Here is a 25,150-nt window from a genome sequence, read left to right as displayed (position 1 = left end):
ATGAGTTCCTCCGGAGCCCCGGCGTTCCCCGGCGCGGGGCGTCCGTTTCGCACGGGATTCCTCGCTGCCGCCGCCGTGACCGTCTTCGGGGCGGTCACCGGCCGCGACCGGCTCCAGTGGGTCGCCAAACCCCTGATGATGCCGCTGCTCGCCGCCGACGTGGCGACCAGCGGCGTCGACATCGACCCCACCGAGCGCACCATCCTGCTCGGCTCGCTCGGCGCCGCGACCGTCGGCGACATCCTGCTCATCGAACCCGACGACGACCGCCGTCTCATCGCGGGCGCGTCTTCGTTCGCGGTCATGCAGGCGGGCTACTCGACGCTGTGGTGGAGGCGCGGAGCGCGTCCCCTCCCCGCGATCGCCCTGCCCCGGGTGGTCGCCTGGCTCGGCGCCGCCAGTCTGCTGCGCGCCAAAGCTCCCACCGTTGCGGCCCCGCTCACCGCCTACGGTGCCACCCTCGGCACGGCCGCCGTCCTCGCCTCCGACCCCCGCCTCGCCCCTGGCGCGAAAAACGTTGCGGGCCTGAACATCCCCGACGCCGACCCGCGCAGCCGCCTCGGCCTCGGCGCCCTCCTGTTCACCGTCTCCGACGGCCTCATCGTCCTGCGCCGCCTCTTCACCCACACGTCCCGCTCCCGCCGTGCGGCGGAGGGCGTCATCCTCGCGACTTACGCTGCGGCCCAATACCTTTTGGCCGACCCGCAAGCCCACGCCAGGACGTCACTCGACCGTTCCTAGGGACACTCGCCGGAGGGCTACTCGGCCGCCGACATCGTCGACCGCGCCGTGGATCGGACGCGCGGCGCGTTTCGATGGAACCGATTGCGGGGCTGTCGCGTCCAAGACAGTGAAGACGCAACCTGCCCTGCGCAGCGATTCCACCCGTATCGGCGGCTCGGTAGGGTGGCATGGACAGGCAGGTCGATAACCCTGAGGGGGAGCGGATGGCGCGGCGTGTGATGTTGGCTCTGTGTGCGGCGGTGTTGGTGCCGGGGGTGGCGGCTTGTGGGGGGTCGACCGAGGGGGCGGCGACGACTTCGACCAGTGCGGCGCAGGCGGCGTTGTGGAATCCGTGCACAGAGGTGCCGGATGATCTGTTGCGGCAGCTGTCGGTTGATCCGGGTACGGAAGAAAGCGGCGTGGCCGGTGTCCCCCAGTCGGGGTGGGAAATTTGCAAGTGGTCCGGGCAGAAGTACTTCCTGACCGTCTATTCGACCGGGCGGACACTGCAAGAGGTCCGAGATAAGCCCGGAAATATCGAATTGTCCGACGTCCGGATCGGGACGAGGAGCGGGACCGAGTATCGCGTCGAAGGCGCTTCCAAGGACCGCAATTGCGATATCGTCTTTTCCGCGCAGCAGGGCGCAGTGTCACTGCGCATAGGCAACAGGCTCAGTGACGCGAACCCGCAAGATCCCTGCGGGCTGGCGCGGCAAGCGGCTGAAGTTCTAGCGCCGATATTTCCTAGTTGATCGCGGGGGTTCTTGATGAGTGAGCAGCAGAACTTGCAGTGGGGAAAGTTCTTGGACCAAGCCAGGGCTGGTGAGCTTTACCTGGACAGCGAGGAGGCGGCGAATGCTTGCCTCGCTGCGTGTGATCAGCTGATCAGGGACTACGAGGCGCTGTCCGAGAACGTTGTGGACGCCCAACGTGTTTCTGGCTTCGGTGATTTCGCGTGCGCCGACGACCTGACGGCGCTGTTTCGTAGTCAAGCTACGGGTGAAACCGACTCGATCGACGCTGTAATCGGCGAAACGGTCAAGGTGGTGCAGGAGATGCGAGAGATAATGCAGCTCTCGCTCAACCGGATAACCGGTCAGGTAGTCGATCATGCTGCCCAGATTTCTGGGATCACCAACGAATTGGGGGGCTGACCCATGTCCCTTCCCGGCATGGATTTCTTCAACAACTACTCCTTCGGCGAGAACATGCTGCACAACATCACCAGCTGGATAGCGGGTGAGGAGTTGCAGCCGGAAGTGGACCCGGCGGCCGTGCAGGATCGATACAACCGGCAGCGCGATAACGTACGAACCAGTGCGGGCGAGATCGGTTTCGTCGGCGATTTCAAGTCGGGAATCAAGAGCTGCGACCACTTCCAGAACCCGCTGGAGGAGTTGCGAGCCAAGGTCGACAAGATCGATCTCGATGCGGTGAACGACCTTCGCAACGCGTGGGACGAGATCGGCAAGCGGGCCGAAACCGCGCAGACGGCGTTCAACAGCCAGATGCAGAAGGCGACGAATCCCGGTGTCTGGCGCGGAGCGTCGGCGCAGGCTGTCGCACAAGGTGTCACCGATTTTCTCGCATCCGCGGCGAAGACGTCGCAGGCCGCCAAGCTGATGGCAAGGAAGACGGAGGAGCTCGCCACGGGATTGGCCCCGACCAAGGAACTCGTTCCCCATGTCCCCGAACACAACTCCAACTGGGAGAACACCCGGAGTTGGATCGCGGGCCGCGGCTGGAAGGACAACGAGGACGCGTACAACAACGCCTGGGCCGAAGCCAAGCGGGTGTTGACAACTGTGTATGAACCCGTGCTCCGGGAAACCGATCGCGTCCCTGTGATCCCGAAACCACACAACCCCACCGCGAACAACGTCGACCCGGGCCAGAACGACGGTGGGCGACCGCGTGGGACGAGCACCGGCGTCCAACCCGGCGGCACGAACGACGGCGGCCAGCCGACGGCGAACGACGACACGACCCAACCCGGCGAGACCGAGGATCCCTCACAGGGCCAACAGAATTCGCAGCAGCAACAGTCGAACGACGACACGCAGGCCGCGTCCACCGAGACGCCGACGACGCCCACCGGCACGACTGCTCCGGCTTCGGCGACGCCGACGTCGCCGACCACGCCAACCGCCCCGGGAACGCCCGGCACCCCAGGCTTTCCGGGAGGTCCGGGTGGTCCCGGGCCCGGCGGTCCAGGCACTCCGACCGGCCGCCCCGGCTCGAGCGTGCCGGGCATGCCCGGCATTCCGGGTGGCGCGAATCCGGCGGCGACCCGCCCGGCCGCGGCCAACGCCCGCACGGGCATGAGCGGTATGCCGGGTATGGGTGCGCCGGGGGCGCGCGGCAAGGGGGACGACGAGTCGACGAAGGGTATTCCGGACTACCTGATCACGCAGGAGCACGGCGACGAACTCACCGGGTTGACCGATGCGCCGAAGACGGTTCCGCCGGTGATCGGGGAGTGAGTCGGAGCCGATGCTGAGCGGGGTGACGCGCTGGCGGTTCAGCGCGCTGGAGTTTCGGGTGCTGTGGGAGTCGACGGGTCGGGACGTGCTCCCGTACCCCTTGGGGCATCGATGGCAGGACACCGGTGTGCCGGAGGATTTCCGTCGTGCCTGGCAGGTGGCGGCCATGGCGGTGTGGACGCATATGGACGACAACCTGTTGCGCGCGTTGGACGTTCTGCTGCGGCCCGAGGCGCGCGTCGAGGTGGCAGGATTCCGTGGTCTGCGGCGTGAGCACCGGATTCGAGCGCACGCGGGGGTGCACTACCAGCACGGTGCGATCGTCACGCAGCGGCCGGGTGTGGATCACGATCACGGCGGCGAGGTGGAGCTCGCGTTCCTCACCGCGGATCAGGTCGCGCCCGCGATCATCGGCGCGTTGCCGAAATGCCCTCCCGGACGCGGTGATTCGCTCTCCATCGATGTCCGCGATCTGGCCGGTCCGCGCGGCGTGAACACCGACCCGTGGCGGCGCGGCCCGAAGGACGAATTCGATCGCTTCTTCAACCGGCCGACCACCTGTATCGCGCACGTGGCGGTGTATCCGCTGGGCAGTGTCGACAATCGACACATCGCGGGCAGGCAGGACTTTCAGGTCAACGACTTCGAGGGCGATGGGCGGTACATCAGTTTCGGCGAGGACAAGGTCGTCGCCAAACCCGCGCCGCAGCAGGCTTTGATCAATACCGTGCAACAGCGGATCAATCACCTTGTGGAGGGCGTGCGCAACGGCAGGTTCGCCGCACGCTGAACCCGCTGCGTCGGGTACCGGACGATCTGTTCTCGGCATTCCCCGGCCGGTCCGGTGACGGCGGTTCAGGACACGCCCGACCGAATGCCCACCGCCTTCACAGCACCAGGATGATCCGGTCGCGGTTGGCCGGGTCGACGCGGATCGAAATGGTCTCGCCGAGGCTCAGTTTCGGTTTGTCGGCGGGCATGACGTCGAAAACTATGGAGCCCCGGTAGGTTTCGGAGCCGGGGACGGTGAGCTCGAGGTCGATCTCGGTGAGTTCGCTGTGGTGGTCGGTGCGCTCGAGCGGGTGCACGCCTTCGACGGTGGCCCAGCCTTCGAGGCCGTGGCGCCAGAGGTGGCGGTCGGCGCGAGAGGGGCGGGCGGCCAGCATCATGCCGATGCCGACGCAGGAGCCGAAGACGCCGACCAGGGCGACGATCTGGAACGGGACCGTGCCGGGCGGCGTGCGGTGCACGAGCCAACCCAGCCAGAAGCACAGGATGATCAGGTACGCGGCGGTGACGCCGAGCACCGTGCGCAGAATCCGTGCGTGATCCATGCGTGCCTCCCGCCTTCTCTCGGCCGTGCGCATCTGTGGGGACTCGGTCCGGCTGTGTGCGGTCGTGGCTGGACGTCGTCCGGCTGTGCGGTCTGTGGACGGACTTCGTCCGGTCGTGCCCGGGTCTTCGAACGGACTTCGTCCGGCTGCGCCAGTCGGTGTACACCCCTCCTGACCTCGTACTTCAAGCATAGGCGGCCACCATGCTCCGATTCGGTTCCTTGCGAATATCGGTTTCGTAGCGTGGTCGTGCGGTGGCGGTCGCTCCCTCCGCGAGCCCGTCGAACCCCCGATCGCCCTGTCCGATCTCCGCCAGCGCCGGGCGCGCCTCGCGCGCCACGCTGTTCCCATGCCGAGCGCAACCACTACCGACGTGCTGACCGGAATGTATGCCGCGGAGGCCGCGTACTTCGCCGCGGGCGGCCCCGGCCGCGCACCCTTCGCAACCACTCTGGCCCCGTTCTTCGCCGAGGACGTGGTGCTGTACCAGGCCGACGGGATGCCGTACGGCGGGATCTGGCGAGGGCATGCCGGGCTGGAGCGATTCTTCGTGGCGATGGCGGCGGTATGGGAGTCGTTCGAGATGGTCGCACAGGAGTTCCTGGCGACCGGGGAGACGGCCGTGGTGCGCACCGACGTGCGCGCCCGGGCCCGGGCGACCGGCCGCGAGCTGCGCTTCCCGATCTTGCAGACGCTTCGCGTCGAGGACGGGCGGATCGCGGAAATCCGCCCGTTCTACTGGGATACGAAGGAAATCGCCGCGGCCTGCACGATGGCGCGGTAGGCGTGCGCCGCGTCTAACCCTTCAGCCGCAGCACCGCCAGTACGCGCCGATGGTGCGTATCCGATGGCGGCAGATCGAGTTTGGCGAAGATGTTGCCGATGTGCTTTTCGACGGCCCGCTCGGTGACGGTGAGGGCGTCGGCGATGGCGTTGTTGGACAGGCCCTGTGCCATCAGCTCGAGCACTTCGCGTTCGCGCGGGGTGAGCCTGGCCAGCGAATCCTGTTGGCGGGAGGCACCCATCAGCTGGCTCACCACCTCGGGGTCGAGCGCGGTGCCGCCGGTGGCGACGCGGTACAGGGCGTCGACGAAATCGCGCACGTCGGCGACCCGGTCCTTGAGCAGGTAGCCGACGCCGCTGGCGCCACCGGCGAGAAGCTCGGTGGCGTAACGGGTTTCGATCCACTGGGAGAAGACCAGCACGCCCGTCATGGGGTACTTCCTGCGCAGTTCGATGGCGGCGAGCAAGCCCTCGTCGGTGAACGAGGGCGGCATCCGCACGTCCACCACCGCCACGTCGGGGTGGTGTTCCCCGACCACGTCGCTCAACGTGCTCGCGTCGCCGACCATCGCGACCACCTCGTGGCCGCGCTCGACCAGCAGACCGGCCAGGCCATCGCGCAGGATGGCGCTGTCCTCGGCGATCACGATGCGCAGCGGCGCGCTCACTGCGGGTCCCCTTTCGGCAGCAGGATGGTCACCACGGTCGGCCCGCCGGTGGGGCTGTGCACGGCAAGGGTGCCGTCCACCGCGCGCGCCCGCGCCGCGAGACCCGCGAGGCCGCTTCCCCCGGCCTGTGCGCCTTCGGCCGGAGGCAGCACGCCGCCGATTCCGTTGTCCCGCACGGTGACCGCGATGGTGGGCAGACTGTCGGGCAGTACCGAGACCCACGCCCGGTCCGCGTGCGCGTGCTTGACCACGTTGGTGAGCAGTTCCGCGACGGAGAAGTAGGCGATGGCCTCGATGGCCGGGCTCGGCCGCCGCGGCAGGTGCACCCGCAGTTCGACGGGCACCGCGCTGCGGGCGGTCAGCGTCTCCAGCGCCGGGCCGAGGCCGAGTTCCAGCGCGGGCGGATGGATGCCGCGCACCAGTTCGCGCAGTTCGGTCAGCGCCTCCTTGGAGCTCGCGTGCGCGTCGGCGATCAGATCGGTGGCGTCGCCGCCCGCCGCGATGCGCTCCTCGGCCCTGCCGAGCGCCATGGCGATGGTGACGAGCCGGGCCTGGGTGCCGTCGTGCAGGTCGCGCTCGACGCGCCGCAGCGTGGCGGCCGCGTCCTCGACGGCGGCGCGCCTGCTGGCCCGCAGCTCGACCAGCTGACGGTCTCGCACGGTGGCCGCCAGCAGCCAGACGGTGAGCAGCCGGTGCAGGTGGCAGACGCCGCGCACCAGCCAGGGCAGCGCGAAGCAGCCGACGACGCCGAGTGCGGCGACGACGAGCACGCGCGGCCAGGAGTCGACGTAGAAGTAACCGAACTGCATGAGCGAATGGTGTTCGACCCCGTTCTCGTCGACGTTGATCGGATCGAACAGCGCCCACGGGATCGGCGAGATCGCGATGAACACCACCATCGCGACGACGATCAGTGTCAGATAACCGATCACCACCCCCAGCACGAACTGCGCGAGCAGGAACAGCATCGCCCGCCAGCTCGCCCGGTCGGTGAACGCGCTCTTCAGGAACCCGAACAGCCCGCGCTGCGGGGTGAACGCCGGTGGCGCTTCCACCGGCGTGCCGAGCAGGCCGCGGCACAGCGTCCGGTAGACCCGTCCCCAGACGCGGCCGCCGAGCAGCACGAGCGCGAGCAGCGGGATGCCGACCAGGACGATCGACGCGTAGAGCCCGCCGCCGAAACCGAAGAACAGGTAGCAGACGGCGAGGCATCCGAGCACGAACGCGGCGATCAGATAGGCGAACTCCTTCCAGGTCCTTGCCTGGATCGGCGCGCGCAGGACGGCCGACAGCGCTGCGCGGCCGGTCCGCTCGCGTGGTGCGGCCTGCTTGTCGAGCACGAGGGTGGGTTCGGCTTGTGTCTCGGTCATGGGCTCCATGTTTCTCGCCGACCTCGGCGTTCTCGATGGAGCTGACCGCCGAATCGAGGGTGTGGCCAGCTACACCATCGCGCGACCGTGAGCGGCGCGACCGGCCGGTGCGGTTGTCCGGGCCGCCCGGCCGGTTTTGGAACTAGCATCACCCGCATGACTTACCCACCGCCGTACGGCTATCCGCAGCAGCCCTACGGTAATCCGTACGGTCCGCCGCCGGACCACCCGCAGTCCACCACGATCCTGGTGCTCGGCATCCTCGGGCTGGTGCTGTGCCAGCTCTGCGCGCCGTTCGCCTGGGTGATGGGCAAGCGGGCGCTCGACGAGATCGACGCGTCGGGCGGCGCGATCGGCGGACGCGGCAACGTCAAGGCGGGCTATGTCTGCGGCATCGTCGGCACGATCATCATGCTCGTCTACCTCGTGGGCATCATCGCCGTCATCGTGATCTCGATCATCGCCGCGAACTCGTCGTCGTCCTACTGAGCGGCGCAGCCCGGCGACGACCGCGGGCGGCGCCGCGCAGTCGGGAGCGCGGGCCGAGGTGCGTTTGCGCGCCGGAACTAGCATCGTCCAGGTGAGTTACTCGTCGTCGGACACCACGGACCTTTCCCCGGGGGAGCACCTCCCCGGGCCCACCGAGTGGGGCGAGCACCCGCACGGCGTCGGTCCGTGGCTCGACGAGCACGGCGCCCCGCCGCCCGACGACCCGCGGCTGGATCCCGAACTGCTGGCGCACGGCGACCGCCGCAACGTGGTCGACGCCTACCGCTACTGGTCGCGCGACGCGATCGTCGCCGACATCGACGCGCGCAGGCATCCGTTCCACGTCGCCATCGAGAACTTCGGGCACGACGCGAACATCGGCACCGTGGTGCGCACCGCCAACGCCTTCGCCGCCGCCGCGGTGCACATCGTCGGCAGGCGGCGGTGGAACCGCCGCGGCGCCATGGTCACCGACCGCTACCAGCACATCGAGCACCACACCGACCTCGCCGAACTGCTCGCCTTCGCCGAGCGCGCGGGTCTCACCGTGGTCGCCGTGGACAACGTCCCCGGCTCGGTGCCGTTGGAGTCCGCGCAGTTGCCGCGCGACTGCCTGCTGTTGTTCGGGCAGGAAGGTCCCGGCGTGACCGCGCACGCGAAAGACGCGGCGGCGATGACGGTCTCGATCGCCCAGTTCGGTTCCACCCGCAGCATCAACGCCGGGGTGGCCGCCGGGATCGCCATGCACGCGTGGATTCGCCAGCACGCCGATCTCGCGACGGCGTGGTGAACGATCTTGTGGTGTGCACGATTCGGCGTCGGCCGGGTAACAATTCGGCGGCGGGAACTGGCTTCCAACTGGCACCATTGAGGGATGACCTCGCGGAGCCCACGGACTGGGCAGGATGCTGCACCAACGCCCGCGCTTTGGTCGGAGCGGGCGGATATGGCGGAATCCGCGATCGTCTCCCGGCACCTGCGGGCCCTGTGGGCTTGTCCCAGAACGGAACTCGGCGTCGTCGGCTGGCCGGCCACCAAGCGTGAGCGCGCCTTCGTGTCCTGGCACTACTGGTGGCAGGCGCACCTGATCGACTGCGCGGTGGACGCGGCCAACCGTGCGCCGACATCGGTGCGGCGCAAGCGGATCGGCGAACTCGTGCGCTCGCACCGCATTCGCAACATCACCGGCTGGACCAACAACTACTACGACGACATGGCCTGGCTCGCCATCGCTTTGGAGCGTGCCGAGCGGACCCAGGGCGTCACCGAGGCGCGCGGCGCGCTGGTCGCGCTGGAGAAGAAGCTGTACGAGGCGTGGAATCCGGAGGTCGGCGGCGGCATCCCGTGGCGGGTCCGCGCGGACTACTACAACGCGCCCGCCAACGGCCCCGCGGCCATCGCGCTCAACCGCCTCGGTCGGCACACCCGTGCGCAGGAGATGGCGGACTGGCTGGACGCGACCCTGCGCGATCCCGGCACCGGCCTGATCCTGGATGGCATCCACCTGCCCTCCGGGGTGATCGAGCGCCCGACGTTCACCTACTGCCAGGGCGTGGTGCTCGGTGTCGAGGCCGAGCTGGCGATGCACACCGGTGAGGAGCGGCACCTGGAGCGGGTGCACCGGCTGCTGGTCGCGGTGGAGGACCACATGACCGCGGGCGGCGTCATCAAGGGCGGCGGTGGCGGCGACGGCGGACTGTTCAACGGGATCCTCGCCCGCTACCTCGCGGTGGTCGCGATGATGCTGCCCGGGGACGATCGCCAGCAGGTCGCGGACCGACAGGCCGCGGCCGCGATCGTGCGAGCCTCGGCCACGGCGGCCTGGGCGAATCGTCTCGAGGTCGAGGGCGAGCCGCTGTTCGGCGCCGACTGGAGCAAGCCCGCCCAGCTGCCCGGTGGCACGGCCGGGGCGGGCTACTTCACCTCGGGCGGCTCGGTGACCTCGTCGAAGGTGCCCGAGCGCGATCTGTCGGTGCAGTTGTCCGGCTGGCTGCTGATGGAGGCCGCCTACCAGGTGAGCGCGGCCGGGCTCTGATCCACTTTCGGCGCTCGGCGACGACGCCGAGCGCTCGATTCGTGTGCTGGTCCGCCGGTTCTCAGTACTCGACCCGGGGGAGCACCACGGTCGGTGCGTCGACGTCCACGTCGAACTCCTCCGCGGGCTTCGCCATCTCCAGGCGGTAGTGCCGGATGCCGAGGATGGTGCCGATGATCAGGCCGAGCACCAGCGTGCAGATCACGCCGGGCATCAGCCACGGCACGCGCTCCAGGAAGCTGCCCGCGTAGAAGCCGATGAGCAGCAGCACCGGGGCCCAGATGATGGCGCCGATGGTGCTGGCGACGGTGTATCTGCGGTGCTCCATCCCCGCGGCGCCCGCGACCATCGGACACAGTGTCCGCACCCACGGAATCCACCGGGCCACCAGCACCGCGAGAAAACCGTGCCGTTGCAGCAACTCGGAGACCCGTTGCAGATTGCGGGCGTTGATATATCGGCCATCCTTGCGGGCCACCAAGCGGTGGCCCGTGCGTTGCCCGATGACGTACCCGACTTGGTTGCCGGAGATCGCGGCGACCATCGCTCCCACCGAGAGCGCCCACACCTGCGCTTCGCCGGTGGCGTGCGAGGCCATCACGATGCCCGCCGTGATCAGCATCGAGTCACCGGGCAGGAACAGCCCGATGATGAACGCGCATTCCAGGAAGACGAAAGTCAGTACCACCGTCCAGACGAGCGCGGGGCCCGCCGAGATCAGCGGATCGAAACTGCCCACCGCGAGGGGCGACGACGCGCTGGACACCGGCCTCAGCGGGTGGTCTCGTTCGCCGAGGCGGTCAGCTCGGGCTCGACGACCTCGGGCTCGGCGGCGCCGCGGTTCGTCAGCTTCTTCGCCACCGCCACGATCCCGGGCAGGATCGAGACGAACACGATGAGCAGGAAGATCGCCTCGACGTGCTCGCGGATGAAGTCGACGCCGCCGAGGAAGTAGCCGAGGATGGTGACGCCGCCGCCCCACAGGACGGCGCCGATGATGTCGAACGCGACGTACTTGCGGTAATCCATCTTGGACACGCCCGCGAGCACCGGCATGAAGGTGCGCACGATCGGCACGAACCGGGCCAGGATGATCGTCTTCGGGCCGTGCTTCTCGAAGAACGCGTGCGTCTCCGTCACGTAGGACTTCTTGAAGAAGCGGGTGTCCTCCTTGCGGAAGATCGCCGGGCCGATGGCGCGTCCGATCCAATAACCACACTGGTCACCCGCGAAGGCGATGAAGACGACGGCGGGCACCAGCACCCAGATGGACACCACCGGAGGGTCCTGCGCGGCCAGTAGGCCGCCGGTGAACAGCAGTGAGTCGCCGGGCAGAAGCGGGAACAGCAGACCGGTCTCGATGAAGACGATCACGAGGATCGCGGGCAATACCGCGTTCTTGAGCCACGTCTCCTGGAGCAGGTACATCGGGTCCAGCAACTGGGTCAGCGCGAGGTTCGTCGTCACCGATTCGGTCGCTGCCTGCAGAATCACGCGGCCTCCTGTCCCGGGATGCGGCTGGCCTATATACGTTGCTTGCCACCGCGTCGGAAGCTGCCAGCGCAATTACCCGGCCCACAGTACCGGGTCGGACTGAGAATCCCCCGTCGAGCGAGAAATTACCCTCGATCAACCAGGCGGATCGCACCGCTGCTGTGACCGAGAGCCGTGGTCGGCCGTGGTCCGGATCACAACCGGACGGGCCGCCCGGTTCGTTCCGGGCTGCCCCGACTGACCCGCCCGCGATACCGGGCCGTATAGGTCGCGAAACGCCCCTGCCTTAGGGTATGGCCTGACAGAATTTGGCTACCGCCTTTTGCCGCACGACACGGAGGTCTTCACAGTGCCCATCGCGACTCCGGAGGTCTACGCCGAGATGCTCGGTCGGGCCAAAGCGAACTCCTTTGCCTTCCCGGCCATCAACTGCACCTCGTCGGAGACGATCAACGCGGCCATCAAGGGCTTCGCCGACGCGGGCAGCGACGGCATCATCCAGTTCTCCACCGGTGGTTCGGAGTTCGGCTCCGGCCTCGGCGTGAAGGACATGGTCACCGGTGCGGTCGCGCTGGCGGAGTTCGCGCACGTGGTCGCCGCGAAGTACGACGTGACGATCGCGCTGCACACCGACCACTGCCCCAAGGACAAGCTGGACAGCTTCGTCCGTCCGCTGATCGCCATCTCCCAGGAGCGGGTGAACGCGGGCGGCCTTCCGCTGTTCCAGTCGCACATGTGGGACGGCTCGGCGATCCCGATCGACGAGAACCTGGAGATCGCCAAGGAGCTGCTCAAGGCGACCGCCGCCGCGAACATCATCCTCGAGGTCGAGATCGGCGTCGTCGGCGGTGAAGAGGACGGCGTCGAGGCCGAGATCAACGAGAAGCTCTACACCTCGCCCGAGGACTTCGAGAAGACCATCGACGCCCTCGGCGCCGGCGAGAACGGCAAGTACCTGCTCGCCGCCACCTTCGGCAACGTGCACGGCGTGTACAAGCCGGGCAACGTGGTGCTCAAGCCCGAGGTGCTGGCCGAGGGCCAGCGCGTCGCGGCCGCCAAGCTCGGCCTCGGCTCGGACGCGCAGCCGTTCGACTTCGTCTTCCACGGCGGCTCGGGCTCGCTGAAGTCGGAGATCGAGGACTCGCTGCGTTTCGGCGTGGTGAAGATGAACGTCGACACCGACACCCAGTACGCCTTCACCCGTCCGGTCGCCGCGCACATGTTCGCCAACTACGACGGTGTGCTCAAGATCGACGGCGAGGTCGGCAACAAGAAGACCTACGACCCGCGCAGCTACCTGAAGAAGGCCGAGACCTCGATGGCGGCGCGCGTCCTCGAGGCGTGCAATGATCTGAAGTCTGCGGGGCGGTCGATCAGCGCCTGACCCCTGTCTCTCCGGGGGCCCGAGCTCATGAGTCTTGATGTGCGTGTGCTCGGGCCCGTTCGGCTGCTCGTCGGTGGTGAGCCGGTGGCGGTCGGCGGGCCCAAGCCGCGAGCGTTGCTTGCCGCGTTGGCCGTCAATCGGCGGCGCGCGGTGGCATCGGCCGCACTGGCCGACATGGTGTGGAACGAGGATCCGCCGGATTCCTACGCCGCCAGCTTGCAGGTGTTCGTCTCGAACATCCGTAAGGCGCTGCGGAATTCGGGTGTGGATCCGGCGCAGGTGTTGCGCACCGAGTCCTCGGGCTACCGCCTGGAGATCCCCGAGGAGGCCTGCGACCTCGGCCGTTTCGAGGCCACCAGAGATGCCGCGGCCAAAGCCGCGGGCGTCGGCGATCACGCGGGCGCCGCGCAGTTGTTCGGCAACGCCCTGCGCGAGTGGAGCGGCCGGGCGATGTCCGACCTCGCCGGTCTGCAATTCGCCGACGGCTTCGCCACCGCGATGGACGAGGAGCGGCTGCTCGCCGTCTCGGCCCGCATCGACGCCGAGATCGCCTGCGGGCGTACGTCTTCGGTGATCAGCGAGCTGGTCTCGATCACCAACGAGCATCCGTTGCGTGAACCGCTGTGGGGTCAGCTGATCACCGCGCTCTACCTCTCCGGCCGTCAGGCCGACGCGCTCGACGCGTGCCGCAGGGTGCGCACCGTGCTCGCCGACGAACTCGGTATCGACCCCGGCCCCGCGCTGGTCGAGCTGGAGCAGCGGGTGCTGCGCCAGGAGCCGTTGAACACCGTGGAGTTCAAGCGCACCGAGCGTTTGGCCGCCGCCATGACCGAGACCGTCACCGAGCTGCCGCGCTCGGTGCGCAGCGGTCAGCTGCGCATGCCGGACGGGCGGGTGCAGCCGATCGCGTTGGGCGGCATGCGGATCGGCCGGATGACCGACAACGACCTGGTGCTCGACGACCCGAAGGCCAGCCGCTACCACGCGCACATCATGCCGAGCCGGGCCGGACTCCTCATCAAGGACCTGCATTCCGCCAATGGCGTGTACATCAACGAGGAGCCGATCGAGAGCGGTGCGCTGCTCGCCGACGGCGACGTCATCCGGATCGGGGCGACTGTCCTGGTCTTCCAGGCGGTGCAGTAGGGCGGGTACGCCTCAGTTGCAGGCGATGCCGTCCCCGTCGGTGTCCAGGTACGACGCGTAGCCGGGCTGGCCTCGGTACAGCGGCCAGGCCCCTTCTGCGCGCACCTGATCGCAGTCGGTGTAGTACCGGCGCGGACGCTCGTCGTTCTCCTCCGGCGGCGGCACGTTGTTGCCCTTGGGTCCCGGTCGGTACGTCGGTCCGGGATCGGCATCCCGCGGGCCCGACACCACCGAAAACGGCGGCGACTCGGCGACAGCGGGTGTGGCGACGCCCATCACGCTCATAACGCCGAAGGCCGCGACGGCGCAGCGGCGTATCACTGAAGTGCTCACGCATCCAACGTGCGCCTCAGGACGGAGTCCGTCAACAGCCTCGGCGACCGGCCGACACTCTCGGCTGTCCAGGGGATTTCGAAAAGTATCTCCTGGTCTGCGGGTGATGGCCGGTAGGGTCGACCCGACCGTGAGTCCGTCAAACGTCGAGGGGTTGCATATGGCCATGCGGCTGATGGCCGCGGTCGGCGCCGTGGTGTTCGGGGCCGGCGCGTTGGTGTACGGCGATCGACCGCTCGCGCAGGCGGCACCACCGCCGGGCGTCGCGGCGGGTGTGCCGGGCAGCGGCCCGTGCGTGAGTGACCCTCGGCCCGTTCACGAACCGCTCGTTCCCAAGACCCTCGAGGTGCCGATCCCGTATCCGGTGATCACCGTGCTGCCGCCCCAGCAGCCCGACCCCGTGCCGGTGCGCACCGACGTCGCGCTGCCCGAGGACCCGTGCGTGAACCCGTGCTCCGATCTCACCGACGGCCCGCCGCCTCCGCCCGGCCTGGCAAGTCGGCTCGGCATCCCCGAGATCCTGTTGAGCCCCAAGCCTTTCCACTTCGGCGTGCCCGGCCCCGGCCCGGATCCAGGTCCGGTGCCGCCGCCTCCGCCGCGCGTCGTCCCGCCCGTCGAACCCGCGGCGCAGTCGCCCGAGCGCCCGGCGCCGCGCATCACCGCGGTGCGCGAGGTGGCCAAACAGACCGGCGCCAACTCGGTGAACCGCACCGACAAGCGCTGGCAGGTGGACGGCACCGACCTCGGCATCATGTGGGAGAGCGCGCCGGGCGAGATCGCGGTCGCGTTCGGCGACACCGTCGGCCGCGGGTTCCATCCGCCCGGCGGCATGGGCGGCGACTGGCGCAGCAACGTGCTCGCCTTCAGCACCGACCGCGAGTTGTCCGACGGGATGACCTACGACCGGATGGTCACCGACGGCCGGTGCCACGCCGCCGAGGTGTTGTCCAGCCGCAAGCTCGACAACGTCGAGATCACCACCATCCCGACCTCCGGTTTCGCGCTCGGCGATCGGCAGTACCTGAGCTACATGTCGATGCGCACCTGGCACAGCGTGCCTGGCACGTTCTTCACCAACTACGGCGGCATCGCCTACTCCGACGATCACGGCCAGACCTGGACCAAGGACCCGCACGCGCGCTGGGACAACATCTTCGGGCTCGCGAATTTCCAAGTGAGCGCGATGGTTCCGCACGGCGATCACGTCTACGTGTTCGGCACGCCCAATACTCGGCTCGGCAGTGTCGGCCTGGCGAGGGTCGCGAAGGACCAGATCCTCAACACCACCGCCTATCAGTACTGGCGAGACGGCGAGTGGACGCCCGTGGGCGGATCGGGCGGCGCGACACCGATCGTCGACGCGCCCGCAGGCGAACTCTCGGTCCGCTACGACGCGGCGCGCGGTGTATGGCAGATGAGTTATCTCGACACCGCGCGCGCCGCCATCGTTGTGCGCGAAGCGGATTCGCCGCAGGGCGTGTGGTCCGCGGGCACGCCGACAGTCACCGTGCTCGACTACCCCGAGCTGTACGGAGGTTTCATCCACCCGTGGTCGACGGGCTCGGATCTGTACTTCAAGATCTCGACCTGGAGCGACTACAACGTCTACCTGATGCACGCCGCCATCGAGGAGTGACGATCAGGAGAAGCGCACCTCGGCGACGGCGCGGCCGAAAAGCTTGCGGCCTTCGGCGGTGCCGCCGAGCACGATGGTGCCCGCCCGCCGCTCGGGGTCGAGCGACTTGATCTTGCCGGTGAACTCGATCGTGCTCGCCGCGTCGGCGCGCACCGGAACGAAACCGGAGAAGCGGACGCTGAACTTCTCGAAGGCCGTGGGATCGCCGAGCCAGGCGGTCAGGTACTCGGCGGCCAGGCCCATGGTCAGCATGCCGTGCGCGACGACGGTCGGGAGCCCGACCAGCTCGGCGGCGCGCTCGCTGAAGTGAATCGGATTGGGATCGCCCGCGACACCCGCGTAGTTGGCCAGGTCGCCTCGGGTCAGCGAGGCGGTCCCGGGGGGCAGCTGGCCGCCGGCGGTCAGCTCGTCGAAGTTCGGGCCCGTGTGCACGGCCCGCGGCGGGGGGATGCGCGTCTGTTCGTCCGTGTCGGACTCGATCGGGACGAGCGTGTCGTGCTGGAACGGATCACCGGGCTCCGGCTCCGGACGCGAGTGCATGAAGATCTTGTCGACCGCCTCGATCAGGTTCGGGTCCACCTCGGCGCCGCGGCGGGCCACGATCGTGGTCGAGCCGACCTGCAGGATCTCGTCGTGCTGGTTGGCGAGCTCGAACTTCACGGTGATGAAGTCGTTGTCGCCGAACTGCCGGATCGACTCGATCAGCATCTGGGTGCGGATGGAGTCACCGGCCAGGATCGGCCGGTGCATCTCGAAGACCTGATCGGTTTGCAGGATCTGGGTCAGGTCGTAGTCGGTGAGCACCGTGTCCAGCAGGGCATTGGTGCCCGCCATGCCGATCACCGAGGCGAAGGTGGGCGGCGCGACGACGCTGTCGTAGCCGAGCCTGCGTGCGCCCGGCTCGGCGTAGTGCGCGTCGTGATGGTTCTGCACCGCTCGCGCGAACTCGCGCACCTTCTCCCGGCCGACCTGGTAGTGGTCCCGAACCTGGAATCGTCGTCCTGCCAGCGACGCCGTATCCACGGCTCCCGGCTCCGCCATCGTCTGCTCCCTGCGCATGATCCGGGCCATGCTACTGGCCGTACCGGTCCGTTGACCAGGTAAGTGTGATCACTGGCACCGCTCACCCGGCTTGACGCCTATGGAGTTCCCGCGGGCGGATCACACACCTTCCAGCCGTTGTCGGTGCGCTCCAAATCGAAGGTGCGCGCCGAACGTTTACTCGGATCGGCATCGGTGTAGACGGTGGCCTGAGCGATGGCCGTGCCGTCGGTGATGCGGATCGCGTCGATGCTGTCCACCACCGGGATGTTCTTGCGTTCCTCGGAGAGTCGGTGCACGCCCGCGAACTGGTCGTCGGGGATGTTCTGGTAGAAGTCGTGCAGCGGCCCGCAGGTGCTGTCGCGCAGCGTGGGGAGGTCGCCGTCGCGCAGCGCGCTGGTGTAGTCGCCGATCGCGGTGCGGACCTTGTCCTCCTCGGTTTCACTGCCCGCAAACGCGAACAACCCGACGAGAACGAGCACCAGCACCGCGGCCGCGGCGCCCGCCACGAGCAGCCAGCGCTTCGAGCGACCCGCTGGCGCCGGTTCCGCGGCCGGGGTTTGGGTCGGCGGAGCCGGGGGGACGCGCTGCGGCTGGGCCATCGGGCGTGGTTGCTGCGGCTGTGGGTGCTGCTGGGGCGGACGCTGACCCGCCCCGTCCATCACCGACTGCGCCGGACGGGTCGCGTTGAGGTCGGCGGGCGAGGGCGCGGACGCGACCTGGCGCTGCTGGGGCGCCGGGCGCGGCGGCGAAGGCCGGGTGTCCTCGACCTCGTCGGGCGAGCTCGGCGGCGGACCCTGCGGACCGGCCTGGTGCGGACCCGCCGGACCCTGCGGACCGGCTTGCTTCGGACCCGGCGCGGGACGCGGGGTGGTCGGCGGCTTCGACAGCGGCCGCTGCCCCTGCACCTTGTCGGTGCCCGCCGGACGCTGAATCGGCAGCGCCATCGTCTTCGCGTCGTCGTCACCGAGGGGCCGGACGATCGGCATCGCCATCGTCGCGGCGTCCGCCCCGGCGATATCGTCCTGTGCATCCTGCGGCTCACGCCGCATCGCCATCGTCGCGGCGTCGGCCCCGGCGATATCGGCCTGCGCGTCCTGCGGCTCACGCCGCATCACCACGGTCGCGGCCTCCGCGCCTGCCGGACCGGGCTCGTCCTCCTCGTCGTCCTGGCCGACCAGATCGACCCGCCGCATGACCACGGTCTCGTAGTCGGCACTCGACGGTGCGGGACCCTGCTCGTCCGCACCGGCTCCGGCACCCGGCCGGTTCTGCGGAATCTCGGTGGTTTCGGCTTCGGCGGCGGGCTGGGCGGGAGCGCCCTGCGCGGGGGTGGAGCCCTGTTCGGCGGGGCCGCCTTGCCGAGCGGGAGCGGTGCCCTGCTGCGCGGCAGCCTGGTTGTCGACGGCCGCGCCCTGTCCGGCGGGTCCGCCCTGTTGCGCGGCAGAACCTTGCGGTCGCGAACCCGCGCCCTGCTGCGCGGCGGCCGCAGCTGCTGCGGCCGCGGCGGGGCGACCCGCGCCTCCCGAGTTCGGACGCTGCGGTGCGGCGGGTCCGCTCTGCTGACCGCCACCGGCTTGTCCGGCGGGTGTGCTCTGCTGCGTGGCGGGTCCGCTCTGCTGACCGGCTGAACCTCGCTGTTCGGCGGCAGCGTCGTGCGTCGAGGCCGCGCCCTGACCTCCGGACGTCGCCTGCGGCGCGGCAGCGCCCTGCTGTCCGGCAGCTGCGCCCCCTGCTGCGGCTGCCGCCGGGCGACCCACGTCGGCCGCGCCCGGGTTCTGCGGTGCGGCGGGTCCACCCTGCTGAACGCCACCGGCTCGGGGTGCGGATGCGCCCTGCTGTGCGGCAGGAGCGCTCTGCTGAGCGCCTGCACCTCGTCGATCGGCATCGCCGGATTGTGTGGCAGCAGCGCCCTGCGTCGGGGTGGTGCCGTGGCCGCTGGAGGTCGCCTGCGAAGCGTCCGTGCCCTGTTGTCCGGCGGTTGCGCCCCGGGGCCCACCCTGCTGTGTGGCAGCAGCGCCCTGCGTCGGGGTGGTGCCGTGGACGCTGGGCGTCGCCTGCGAAGCGTCCGTGCCCTGTTGTCCGGCGGCAGCGTCGGCTCCGGGAGCGCCCGATCCAGCGGCGTCGGAACCGGTTGCGGCGGCGCTGGAGTCTGCTGTCGTGGCCGCGCTGGGCTGAGTGGCGGCAGGGGTGCCGGCCTGAGCAGCGTTGGCTCCGGCCGCGCCTTGCTGCGCCGCAGCCGTGGAACCGGGTGCGCCTTGCTGAGCGGCGGCCGTGGAACCGGGTGCGCCTTGCTGAGCGGCGGCCGTGGAACCGGGTGCGCCTTGCTGAGCGGCGGCCGTGGAACCGGGTGCGCCCTGCTGAGCGGCGGCCGTGGAACCGGGTGCGTCCTGCCGGGCGGCGGTCGTGTCTACGGCGCTCCCCGCTCCTGTGCCGGCAGGTGCTGCGGGTCCCGGTCGCTCCCATTCGGATGTGGTGGAGCCGCCACGTGGGACTTCTGTGGTCGCCGCGTCGGGTCGCCCGGGGTGCGCGGGGTCAGCGCCGGGGCGGTCTGTGGTTGCGGCGGGGGTCGATGCGGCATCACGCTGTCGTGGCGTCGTGTCCGGTCTGCCTTCGAAGTCGCCCTGCTGCGGGGCGGCATTCGGCTCTCCGGACTGGGCACCACCAGCGGTGGCGGGCCGCGCCTGGGCGGTCGTGGTCCCGGCTCCAGTTGCTGCGGGTCCCGCGACGGTCGGTCGATCCCATTCGGTTGCGGGCGAGCCGCCGCGTGGGATTTCCGTGGTCGCCGCGTCGGGTGCGCCGGACTGCGCGGCATCAGCGCCGGGGCGGTCGGCGGTTGCGGCGGCGGAGGTTCCCTGCTGACCGGCCTGCGATGCGCCGGGGCGGTCGGCCGACGCGCTCGGGGCAGCGGAATCGGTGGGGCTCTCGTCCTGGTCCCAGGCTGCGCCGAACCCTCCGCCGGAGATGATCCGCGACTGGCCCGAACCCGCGGCGGGCATGGGCTGCGTGGGGGTGGTGGCCTGCGGGTTCTCCGGCACGACGGGACGCTGGTCGCGCGGGTCCCGCGCCCCCGCCTGATCGGCGGAACCGGCGTCGCGCGCCGGGTTCTTCTCGTCGTTCGGGTCGGACACCTACTACCCCTCGCTCCTAAGATCTGTGCAAGTCGACGGCCAGCCTAATAGGAGCGGCCGGGCGAGGTCCGTCAATAACCCGCGCCCGGCCGCAGCAAACACCGAGGCACCGCCCTCGCCACGGCCCGCGGGCGCGCCCGCCCTGCCGGAGTGCACAATGAACCGCATGACCTCGTTCGGTGATCTGCTCGGCCCGCAACCGGTACTGCTACCCGAAAACCCCGAGGCGGAGGACGCGCTGCTCGACAACGCCGATCCGGTGCAGGTCGCGGCCGCGCACCCGGCGGCGTCGATCGCCTGGGCCTACCTCGCCGAGGCCGCTCTCGAGCGCGGCGGCGCGGGGGAGGCGGACGCCGTGGTGAACCACGACATCGTCGCCGCCTACGCCTTCGCCCGCACCGGATACCACCGCGGCCTCGATCTGCTCCGCCGGAACGGCTGGAAGGGTTTCGGCCCGGTGCCGTGGAGCCACGAACCCAACCAAGGCTTCCTGCGCAGCGTCGGCGCGCTGGCGAGGGCGGCCAAGGCGATCGGTGAGACCGAGGAATACGCGCGCTGCCTGGACCTGCTGGAGGACTGCGACCCGCGCGCCGCGGCAGAGCTCGGCCTCGACTGAGTCGTAGTTGATCGACCCGGATTCGCGTTTCGGCGTCGCCACGGCAGGCGGCGCCGAGCGACTGCGCGGCGCGTGGGCGCGCCTGCGGCTGTCGGCTCTCCCGATCGTGCAGTGCGCGCTGGGCGCGGCGCTGGCCTGGTTCATCGCGCACCAGATCGTCGGCCATCCGGTGCCGTTCTTCGCGCCGACCGCCGCGGTCGTCTCCATCGGCATCTCGTTCGGCGCTCGGCTCAAGCGCGCCATCGAGCTGGTGGTCGGCGTCGCGGTGGGCATCGGCATCGGCGACCTGTTCATCTCCAGCGCGGGCACCGGCGTCTGGCAGATCGCGCTGGTGGTCGCGGTGGCCATGGCGTTGGCCGTGTTCCTCGACGGCGGGTCCATCATCACCATGCAGGCGGCCGGTTCGGCGGTGCTGGTCGCCACACTGATGCCGCCTTCGGCGGGCGGCAGCTTCGACCGCATGATCGACGCGCTGATCGGCGGGCTGGTCGGGGTCGTGATCGTCGCGGCGATTCCGCTGCATCCGGTGCGCCGCGCCCGCGAGCACGCGGCGGAAATCCTTGCGGTGATGGGTAAATCGCTGACCCAGTGCGCCGACGGTCTGCTCGAGCAGGATCCGGAGAAGATCCGCGTAGGCCTCTCGGCCGCGCGCGCGACGCAGTCGCAGATCGATTCGCTGCGCTCCAGCCTGGAGGGCGGACGCGAGATCAGCCGAATCTCCCCGCTGTACTGGAACTCTCGGCCCCGCTTGGAGCGCATTCACGCCACCGCCGACCCGCTCGACAACGCCGTCCGCAATACCAGGGTGCTGCTGCGTCGTTCGCTCAGCCTGGTGCGCGACGACGAAATCCTCGACCCGCGCCTGGTCGACGAGGTGGAGCGGCTCGCCCAGGCCGTCGAGGTGGTGCGCAAGATGATGCTGGCCGACCCCGGTGAGCAGCCCGATCAAGCGGAGGCGGCCAGGGTGCTGCGCACGGTCGCCAAGGGCGCGCGGCCGGAACTCGTGGCGGGAGCCGGACTTTCGGCACACGTGGTGTTCGCGCAGGTGCGTTCGATCGTGGTCGACCTGATGCAGGTGTGTGGCATGAAACGGATCTCGGCGATCGCGCTGTTGCCGCCGACGGTCCCGAATCCCTATGTGCGCCCGGAGGATTGACTCAGCTACTCAGCGGTTTTCGGACAATCGCACCGCCCGCGACGTATTCGGCGGCTGCTGCGGCACCGCCGAGCCGATCTTCGGGTAGTCCACTACTCGCGCCCGGCCGCGCCCCGCTCCCTAATCTCGTTTCGTGACCGCGACAACGAGGGGTGTTGCGGTCGAACACTTCGCACGACGATGCGGCGACGCACCGGCCATAGCGGTTGTGGTGGCCGGGCGGGTAGCGGCGCGGCGACGTCGTGCGGAGCAAGGTCGCCCGGCCCCGGCGAGGGCCGGGCGGCCGATTCTCACAACCAGAAACGCACGGCGCCTGCGCCTCTGGCGATCCACGACGACTCGACGCCGAACACCTCGCAGATGGTGTAGATCGCGTCGAAGAACGGTTCGTTGACCGCGGGCGTCAGAATGAGCGCGAACAGCAGCAGCATGCCGAGTGGCTTGAGCTGATCCAGCGAGCGCCTGGTCTGATAACTCAGCGACGGCTCGAGAATCCCGTATCCGTCGAGACCGGGAATCGGCAGCAGGTTCAGCACCGCCGCGGTCACCTGGAGGAAGGCGAGAAACGCCAGCCCGTACCAGAATGCGGCGTGCGAGGTCTGGCTGCCGAACACCTCGACCACGATGAGCAGCGCCACCGCGAAGGCCGCGTTGACCGCGGGGCCCGCGCCGCTGATCAGCCGCTGCATCCGTGCGCTGACGCTGTGCGTGTGCACGTACACCGCGCCGCCGGGCAGACCGAATCCGCCGAGCGCGATGAAAACCACTGGCAGCACGATCGACAGCAGCGGGTGCGAGTACTTCAACGGATTCAGCGTGAGGTATCCGCGCAGCTCCACCTCGTGATCGCCTGCGCGCCAAGCCATGTACGCGTGCGCGAACTCGTGCAGGCACAGCGTCACGATCCAGCCCGCCACCACGAGCACGAACACGCCGACGTCGGCCCGCGTCGAGCCGTAGTCCGACGCCCAGGCCAGCACGCCGCCCACGATGGTGATCGCGACGACGAGCAGGAACACCGGGCTCGGGCGAACCGCGCCGAGACCCGTTCGGCGTTGCGGGAAGGAGTAATTCATCGCACCAACAGCCAGGATTCGTTGTGCCGGTAGAAGGTCGAGCGCGGCACCGGGCGCTCGGTGAGAATGCCGTCACGAGTGACCACCGCACCCGGCGTCCCGAGTTGCGCGGCCCGGCCCGCGACCCAGCGGCGCTTGCGCAGACCCTTCCGCACGGTCGCCCGGACACCGGGCAGGTTCAGGGTCGGGGAGACGTGCATCGCGGCGACCTTGCCGGAGAACAGCTGGGTGTCGTCCACGTAGGCCTCGCCTTCCAGCTTCGCGCCCCCGGGGCCGGTGATGGTCGCCCGGCCGATCAGCACCTTGCCGGTGTCGTCGCGGACCAGCGGAGTCTCGGTCGCCTTGCCCTCGATCGCCCGCTTGGCGGCGGCGTTGCCGGTGCCGGTCTGGTAGACGCGCGAGCCGTAGGTCTTGTCGATCGGCACGTAACCGATCTCGACGTGCAGCCGCTCGGTGCGCATCAGGTGGGTCAGCACCGCGGCCAGCGCCGCGTCTTCGCCGAGCACGATCAGGCGCGGCAGGCTGTCGGCGGCGAGCACCGGGAGGAGCTCGTCGATCACCGCGGTGTCGGGGATTGCGGCCGTCTGAGTTGTCGGCAGTGCGGCGAGGGCGATCGGGACGGGCGCGCCATCACAGCGGAGAACATGGGTACTCAAACTGCCGTACACCCTCCTTGGATCCTGCCGGCACACCCCGCCGGCTCCCTCGCACCTATCCAGGCGGGCACGCTGCCCCGGTCCGCCCGCAGCAACCATAGCCGTGTTCAACCCGTTGTGCCCGGGCCGAGTCGGCATTGTGACCGGCGTAGGGTGCCTTCCCACCGGGGTGCCCTAGGCCATTCGGTAAACTGTGCTTCCGGCCACCGCCTCAGTACGGCAGGTAGCTGCAGCACAAGTGTGTTGCGCGTCGAACCGTAGGAGACACGACCATGCCGGCAATCGTCCTCATCGGCGCCCAGTGGGGCGACGAGGGTAAGGGCAAAGCAACCGATCTGCTCGGCGGCAGGCTGCAATGGGTGGTCCGATACCAGGGCGGCAACAACGCCGGTCACACGGTGGTGTTGCCCAACGGCGACAAGTTCGCGCTACACCTCATCCCGTCCGGCATCCTCACTCCGGGTGTGCGCAATGTCATCGGCAATGGTGTCGTGGTCGACCCCGCCGTGCTGCTCGCCGAGCTGGCCGGGCTGGAGGATCGCGGCGTCGACACCTCGGGCCTGCTGCTCTCGGCCGACGCGCACCTGATCATGCCGTACCACGTGGCCATCGATAAGGTCACCGAGCGTTTCCTCGGCAACAAGAAGATCGGCACCACCGGCCGCGGCATCGGCCCGTGCTACCAGGACAAGGTGGCCCGCGTCGGCGTGCGCGTCGCGGACGTGCTCGACGAGAAGATCCTCACCCAGAAGGTCGAGGCCGCCCTGGAGTTCAAGAACCAGGTGCTGGTGAAGATCTACAACCGCCGCGCGCTCGACCCGCAGCAGGTGGTGGACGAAGTGCTCTCCATGGCGGACAGCTTCAAGCACCGCATCGCCGACACCAGGCTGCAGCTCAACGAGGCGCTCGAGCGCGGAGAAACCGTGCTACTCGAGGGTTCTCAGGGCACCCTGCTCGACGTCGACCACGGCACCTACCCGTATGTCACCTCGTCCAACCCGACCTCGGGCGGCGCGGCCGTCGGTTCCGGCATCGGACCGAACAAGATCAACACGGTGCTCGGCATCCTGAAGTGCTACACGACCCGCGTCGGCTCGGGTCCTTTCCCGACCGAACTGTTCGATCAGCACGGCGAATTCCTCGCCAAGCAGGGCGGCGAGGTCGGCGTCACCACCGGCCGTGCGCGCCGGTGCGGCTGGTTCGACGCGGTGATCGCCCGCTACGCCACGCGCGTCAACGGCATCACCGACTACTTCCTCACCAAGCTGGACGTGCTGTCCAGCCTGGACCGGGTGCCGATCTGCGTCGCGTACGAGATCGACGGTCAGCGGGTCGAGCAGATGCCGACCACACAGACCGAGTTCCACCACGCCAAGCCGATTTACGAGGAAATGCCCGGCTGGTGGGAGGATATTTCCGGCGCGAAAACCTTCGAGGACCTGCCCGTCAACGCGCAGGCGTACGTGCGGCGGCTCGAGGAGCTCTCGGGTGCGCGGATCTCCTGCATCGGCGTCGGGCCCGGCCGCGACCAAACGATCGTTCGACACGACGTCCTCGGCTGAACCACAGCGTTTTTCCGCTCACGACGCGCTGAGA

At 69.2% G+C, this 25,150-nt stretch carries 25 protein-coding genes; 15 read left to right on the top strand and 10 right to left on the bottom strand.

Features of this window, described 5'->3' with window-relative positions; genetic code table 11:
* From AC3EO7_RS34150 to AC3EO7_RS34130, 5 genes are all read left to right on the top strand, one after another.
* Nucleotides 1–741, top strand: a complete 741-nt coding sequence (locus AC3EO7_RS34150; RefSeq protein WP_435593450.1) for a lysoplasmalogenase — start codon at nucleotides 1–3, stop codon at nucleotides 739–741.
* Nucleotides 742–911: 170 nt separating this feature from the next.
* Nucleotides 912–1,475, top strand: coding sequence for a DUF3558 domain-containing protein (locus tag AC3EO7_RS34145; protein WP_435593449.1), 564 nt, complete (start codon nucleotides 912–914; stop codon nucleotides 1,473–1,475).
* Nucleotides 1,476–1,490: 15 nt separating this feature from the next.
* Nucleotides 1,491–1,877, top strand: a complete 387-nt coding sequence (locus tag AC3EO7_RS34140) for a hypothetical protein (RefSeq protein WP_435593448.1) — start codon at nucleotides 1,491–1,493, stop codon at nucleotides 1,875–1,877.
* Between the two features lie 3 nt (nucleotides 1,878–1,880).
* The gene (locus AC3EO7_RS34135) at nucleotides 1,881–3,206 is read left to right on the top strand and encodes a hypothetical protein (RefSeq protein ID WP_435593447.1); all 1,326 of its coding nucleotides are present in this window, start codon (nucleotides 1,881–1,883) and stop codon (nucleotides 3,204–3,206) included.
* 22 nt (nucleotides 3,207–3,228) lie between these two features.
* A complete protein-coding gene (locus AC3EO7_RS34130; RefSeq protein WP_431968076.1) occupies nucleotides 3,229–3,996 on the top strand; it encodes an ESX secretion-associated protein EspG in 768 nt (255 codons plus the stop codon).
* A 97-nt stretch (nucleotides 3,997–4,093) separates the two neighbouring features.
* On the opposite strand, the gene AC3EO7_RS34125 is transcribed toward AC3EO7_RS34130, so the two are convergent.
* On the bottom strand, nucleotides 4,094–4,540 hold the full coding sequence (locus AC3EO7_RS34125; protein WP_431968074.1) for a DUF3592 domain-containing protein: 447 nt from the start codon (nucleotides 4,538–4,540) through the stop codon (nucleotides 4,094–4,096).
* Nucleotides 4,541–4,889: 349 nt separating this feature from the next.
* Between AC3EO7_RS34125 and AC3EO7_RS34120 the strand changes: the two genes are divergently transcribed.
* Nucleotides 4,890–5,324 carry a nuclear transport factor 2 family protein gene (locus AC3EO7_RS34120; protein WP_435593446.1) on the top strand — a complete coding sequence of 145 codons (435 nt, stop codon included), beginning with the start codon at nucleotides 4,890–4,892 and terminating at the stop codon, nucleotides 5,322–5,324.
* 13 nt (nucleotides 5,325–5,337) lie between these two features.
* Here AC3EO7_RS34120 and AC3EO7_RS34115 read toward each other — a convergent pair whose 3' ends face one another.
* A complete protein-coding gene (locus tag AC3EO7_RS34115) occupies nucleotides 5,338–5,991 on the bottom strand; it encodes a LuxR C-terminal-related transcriptional regulator (protein WP_431968070.1) in 654 nt (217 codons plus the stop codon).
* Nucleotides 5,988–7,361, bottom strand: coding sequence for a sensor histidine kinase (locus tag AC3EO7_RS34110; protein WP_435593445.1), 1,374 nt, complete (start codon nucleotides 7,359–7,361; stop codon nucleotides 5,988–5,990). The genes AC3EO7_RS34115 and AC3EO7_RS34110 overlap by 4 nt, the downstream gene beginning before the upstream one ends.
* 156 nt (nucleotides 7,362–7,517) lie before the next feature.
* Between AC3EO7_RS34110 and AC3EO7_RS34105 the strand changes: the two genes are divergently transcribed.
* The 3 genes from AC3EO7_RS34105 to AC3EO7_RS34095 all read left to right on the top strand — a co-directional run bounded on the left by AC3EO7_RS34105 (nucleotide 7,518) and on the right by AC3EO7_RS34095 (nucleotide 9,885).
* Nucleotides 7,518–7,850, top strand: coding sequence for a DUF4190 domain-containing protein (locus tag AC3EO7_RS34105; RefSeq protein ID WP_431968066.1), 333 nt, complete (start codon nucleotides 7,518–7,520; stop codon nucleotides 7,848–7,850).
* A 91-nt stretch (nucleotides 7,851–7,941) separates the two neighbouring features.
* Nucleotides 7,942–8,640 carry a TrmH family RNA methyltransferase gene (locus AC3EO7_RS34100; RefSeq protein ID WP_431968064.1) on the top strand — a complete coding sequence of 233 codons (699 nt, stop codon included), beginning with the start codon at nucleotides 7,942–7,944 and terminating at the stop codon, nucleotides 8,638–8,640.
* A 156-nt stretch (nucleotides 8,641–8,796) separates the two neighbouring features.
* Nucleotides 8,797–9,885 carry a glycoside hydrolase family 76 protein gene (locus AC3EO7_RS34095; RefSeq protein ID WP_431968062.1) on the top strand — a complete coding sequence of 363 codons (1,089 nt, stop codon included), beginning with the start codon at nucleotides 8,797–8,799 and terminating at the stop codon, nucleotides 9,883–9,885.
* A gap of 61 nt (nucleotides 9,886–9,946) precedes the next feature.
* On the opposite strand, the gene AC3EO7_RS34090 is transcribed toward AC3EO7_RS34095, so the two are convergent.
* Complete coding sequence (locus AC3EO7_RS34090; RefSeq protein ID WP_431968060.1) at nucleotides 9,947–10,651, bottom strand: DedA family protein; 705 nt, start codon at nucleotides 10,649–10,651, stop codon at nucleotides 9,947–9,949.
* A 5-nt stretch (nucleotides 10,652–10,656) separates the two neighbouring features.
* Entirely contained in the window at nucleotides 10,657–11,313 is a 657-nt protein-coding gene (locus AC3EO7_RS34085; protein WP_431968545.1) for a DedA family protein, read from the bottom strand.
* 415 nt (nucleotides 11,314–11,728) lie between these two features.
* Here AC3EO7_RS34085 and fbaA point away from each other — a divergent pair, with 415 nt between their 5' ends.
* Nucleotides 11,729–12,763: a class II fructose-bisphosphate aldolase gene (gene fbaA / locus AC3EO7_RS34080; RefSeq protein WP_431968058.1), complete on the top strand. Its 1,035-nt coding sequence runs from the start codon at nucleotides 11,729–11,731 to the stop codon at nucleotides 12,761–12,763.
* A 27-nt stretch (nucleotides 12,764–12,790) separates the two neighbouring features.
* Entirely contained in the window at nucleotides 12,791–13,909 is a 1,119-nt protein-coding gene (locus tag AC3EO7_RS34075; protein ID WP_431968056.1) for a BTAD domain-containing putative transcriptional regulator, read from the top strand.
* Between the two features lie 12 nt (nucleotides 13,910–13,921).
* On the opposite strand, the gene AC3EO7_RS34070 is transcribed toward AC3EO7_RS34075, so the two are convergent.
* A complete protein-coding gene (locus tag AC3EO7_RS34070) occupies nucleotides 13,922–14,242 on the bottom strand; it encodes an excalibur calcium-binding domain-containing protein (protein ID WP_435593444.1) in 321 nt (106 codons plus the stop codon).
* Nucleotides 14,243–14,402: 160 nt separating this feature from the next.
* On the opposite strand from AC3EO7_RS34070, the gene AC3EO7_RS34065 reads away from it, so the two are divergent.
* Nucleotides 14,403–15,878, top strand: coding sequence for a glycoside hydrolase family 183 protein (locus AC3EO7_RS34065; protein WP_435593462.1), 1,476 nt, complete (start codon nucleotides 14,403–14,405; stop codon nucleotides 15,876–15,878).
* A 3-nt stretch (nucleotides 15,879–15,881) separates the two neighbouring features.
* Here the strand turns inward: AC3EO7_RS34065 and AC3EO7_RS34060 are convergent, their stop codons facing one another.
* Both AC3EO7_RS34060 and AC3EO7_RS34055 read right to left on the bottom strand, forming a co-directional pair.
* A complete protein-coding gene (locus tag AC3EO7_RS34060; protein WP_435593443.1) occupies nucleotides 15,882–16,919 on the bottom strand; it encodes a fused (3R)-hydroxyacyl-ACP dehydratase subunits HadA/HadB in 1,038 nt (345 codons plus the stop codon).
* A gap of 98 nt (nucleotides 16,920–17,017) precedes the next feature.
* Nucleotides 17,018–20,050, bottom strand: a complete 3,033-nt coding sequence (locus tag AC3EO7_RS34055) for an Rv0361 family membrane protein (RefSeq protein ID WP_435593442.1) — start codon at nucleotides 20,048–20,050, stop codon at nucleotides 17,018–17,020.
* A gap of 166 nt (nucleotides 20,051–20,216) precedes the next feature.
* On the opposite strand from AC3EO7_RS34055, the gene AC3EO7_RS34050 reads away from it, so the two are divergent.
* Nucleotides 20,217–20,666 carry a DUF3151 domain-containing protein gene (locus tag AC3EO7_RS34050; RefSeq protein WP_431968048.1) on the top strand — a complete coding sequence of 150 codons (450 nt, stop codon included), beginning with the start codon at nucleotides 20,217–20,219 and terminating at the stop codon, nucleotides 20,664–20,666.
* A gap of 7 nt (nucleotides 20,667–20,673) precedes the next feature.
* A complete protein-coding gene (locus AC3EO7_RS34045; protein ID WP_431968046.1) occupies nucleotides 20,674–21,822 on the top strand; it encodes an FUSC family protein in 1,149 nt (382 codons plus the stop codon).
* A 290-nt stretch (nucleotides 21,823–22,112) separates the two neighbouring features.
* Here AC3EO7_RS34045 and AC3EO7_RS34040 read toward each other — a convergent pair whose 3' ends face one another.
* Nucleotides 22,113–22,898 carry a site-2 protease family protein gene (locus AC3EO7_RS34040; RefSeq protein ID WP_431968044.1) on the bottom strand — a complete coding sequence of 262 codons (786 nt, stop codon included), beginning with the start codon at nucleotides 22,896–22,898 and terminating at the stop codon, nucleotides 22,113–22,115.
* The gene (locus AC3EO7_RS34035) at nucleotides 22,895–23,554 is read right to left on the bottom strand and encodes a hypothetical protein (protein ID WP_435593441.1); all 660 of its coding nucleotides are present in this window, start codon (nucleotides 23,552–23,554) and stop codon (nucleotides 22,895–22,897) included. The genes AC3EO7_RS34040 and AC3EO7_RS34035 overlap by 4 nt, the downstream gene beginning before the upstream one ends.
* 272 nt (nucleotides 23,555–23,826) lie before the next feature.
* On the opposite strand from AC3EO7_RS34035, the gene AC3EO7_RS34030 reads away from it, so the two are divergent.
* The gene (locus AC3EO7_RS34030) at nucleotides 23,827–25,116 is read left to right on the top strand and encodes an adenylosuccinate synthase (RefSeq protein ID WP_431968040.1); all 1,290 of its coding nucleotides are present in this window, start codon (nucleotides 23,827–23,829) and stop codon (nucleotides 25,114–25,116) included.
* Nucleotides 25,117–25,150 lie beyond the last annotated feature (34 nt).

The organism is Nocardia sp. bgisy118 (assembly GCF_057708605.1).
Note: the sequence above shows the minus strand (reverse complement) of the source record. Positions and strands in the feature narration are given on the sequence as shown.

Excerpts from the sequence above, each read along its gene's own strand:
- AC3EO7_RS34110 (WP_435593445.1), bottom strand. The coding sequence starts at position 7,361 with ATGACCGAGACACAAGCCGAACCCACCCTCGTGCTCGACAAGCAGGCC.
- AC3EO7_RS34050 (WP_431968048.1), top strand. The coding sequence starts at position 20,217 with ATGACCTCGTTCGGTGATCTGCTCGGCCCGCAACCGGTACTGCTACCC.
- AC3EO7_RS34085 (WP_431968545.1), bottom strand. The coding sequence starts at position 11,313 with ATGTACCTGCTCCAGGAGACGTGGCTCAAGAACGCGGTATTGCCCGCG.
- AC3EO7_RS34105 (WP_431968066.1), top strand. The coding sequence starts at position 7,518 with ATGACTTACCCACCGCCGTACGGCTATCCGCAGCAGCCCTACGGTAAT.
- AC3EO7_RS34140 (WP_435593448.1), top strand. The coding sequence starts at position 1,491 with ATGAGTGAGCAGCAGAACTTGCAGTGGGGAAAGTTCTTGGACCAAGCC.
- AC3EO7_RS34095 (WP_431968062.1), top strand. The coding sequence starts at position 8,797 with ATGGCGGAATCCGCGATCGTCTCCCGGCACCTGCGGGCCCTGTGGGCT.
- AC3EO7_RS34125 (WP_431968074.1), bottom strand. The coding sequence starts at position 4,540 with ATGGATCACGCACGGATTCTGCGCACGGTGCTCGGCGTCACCGCCGCG.
- AC3EO7_RS34150 (WP_435593450.1), top strand. The coding sequence starts at position 1 with ATGAGTTCCTCCGGAGCCCCGGCGTTCCCCGGCGCGGGGCGTCCGTTT.
- AC3EO7_RS34135 (WP_435593447.1), top strand. The coding sequence starts at position 1,881 with ATGTCCCTTCCCGGCATGGATTTCTTCAACAACTACTCCTTCGGCGAG.
- AC3EO7_RS34065 (WP_435593462.1), top strand. The coding sequence starts at position 14,403 with ATGGCCATGCGGCTGATGGCCGCGGTCGGCGCCGTGGTGTTCGGGGCC.
- AC3EO7_RS34075 (WP_431968056.1), top strand. The coding sequence starts at position 12,791 with ATGAGTCTTGATGTGCGTGTGCTCGGGCCCGTTCGGCTGCTCGTCGGT.
- AC3EO7_RS34060 (WP_435593443.1), bottom strand. The coding sequence starts at position 16,919 with ATGGCGGAGCCGGGAGCCGTGGATACGGCGTCGCTGGCAGGACGACGA.
- AC3EO7_RS34145 (WP_435593449.1), top strand. The coding sequence starts at position 912 with ATGGACAGGCAGGTCGATAACCCTGAGGGGGAGCGGATGGCGCGGCGT.
- AC3EO7_RS34030 (WP_431968040.1), top strand. The coding sequence starts at position 23,827 with ATGCCGGCAATCGTCCTCATCGGCGCCCAGTGGGGCGACGAGGGTAAG.
- AC3EO7_RS34120 (WP_435593446.1), top strand. The coding sequence starts at position 4,890 with ATGCCGAGCGCAACCACTACCGACGTGCTGACCGGAATGTATGCCGCG.
- AC3EO7_RS34040 (WP_431968044.1), bottom strand. The coding sequence starts at position 22,898 with ATGAATTACTCCTTCCCGCAACGCCGAACGGGTCTCGGCGCGGTTCGC.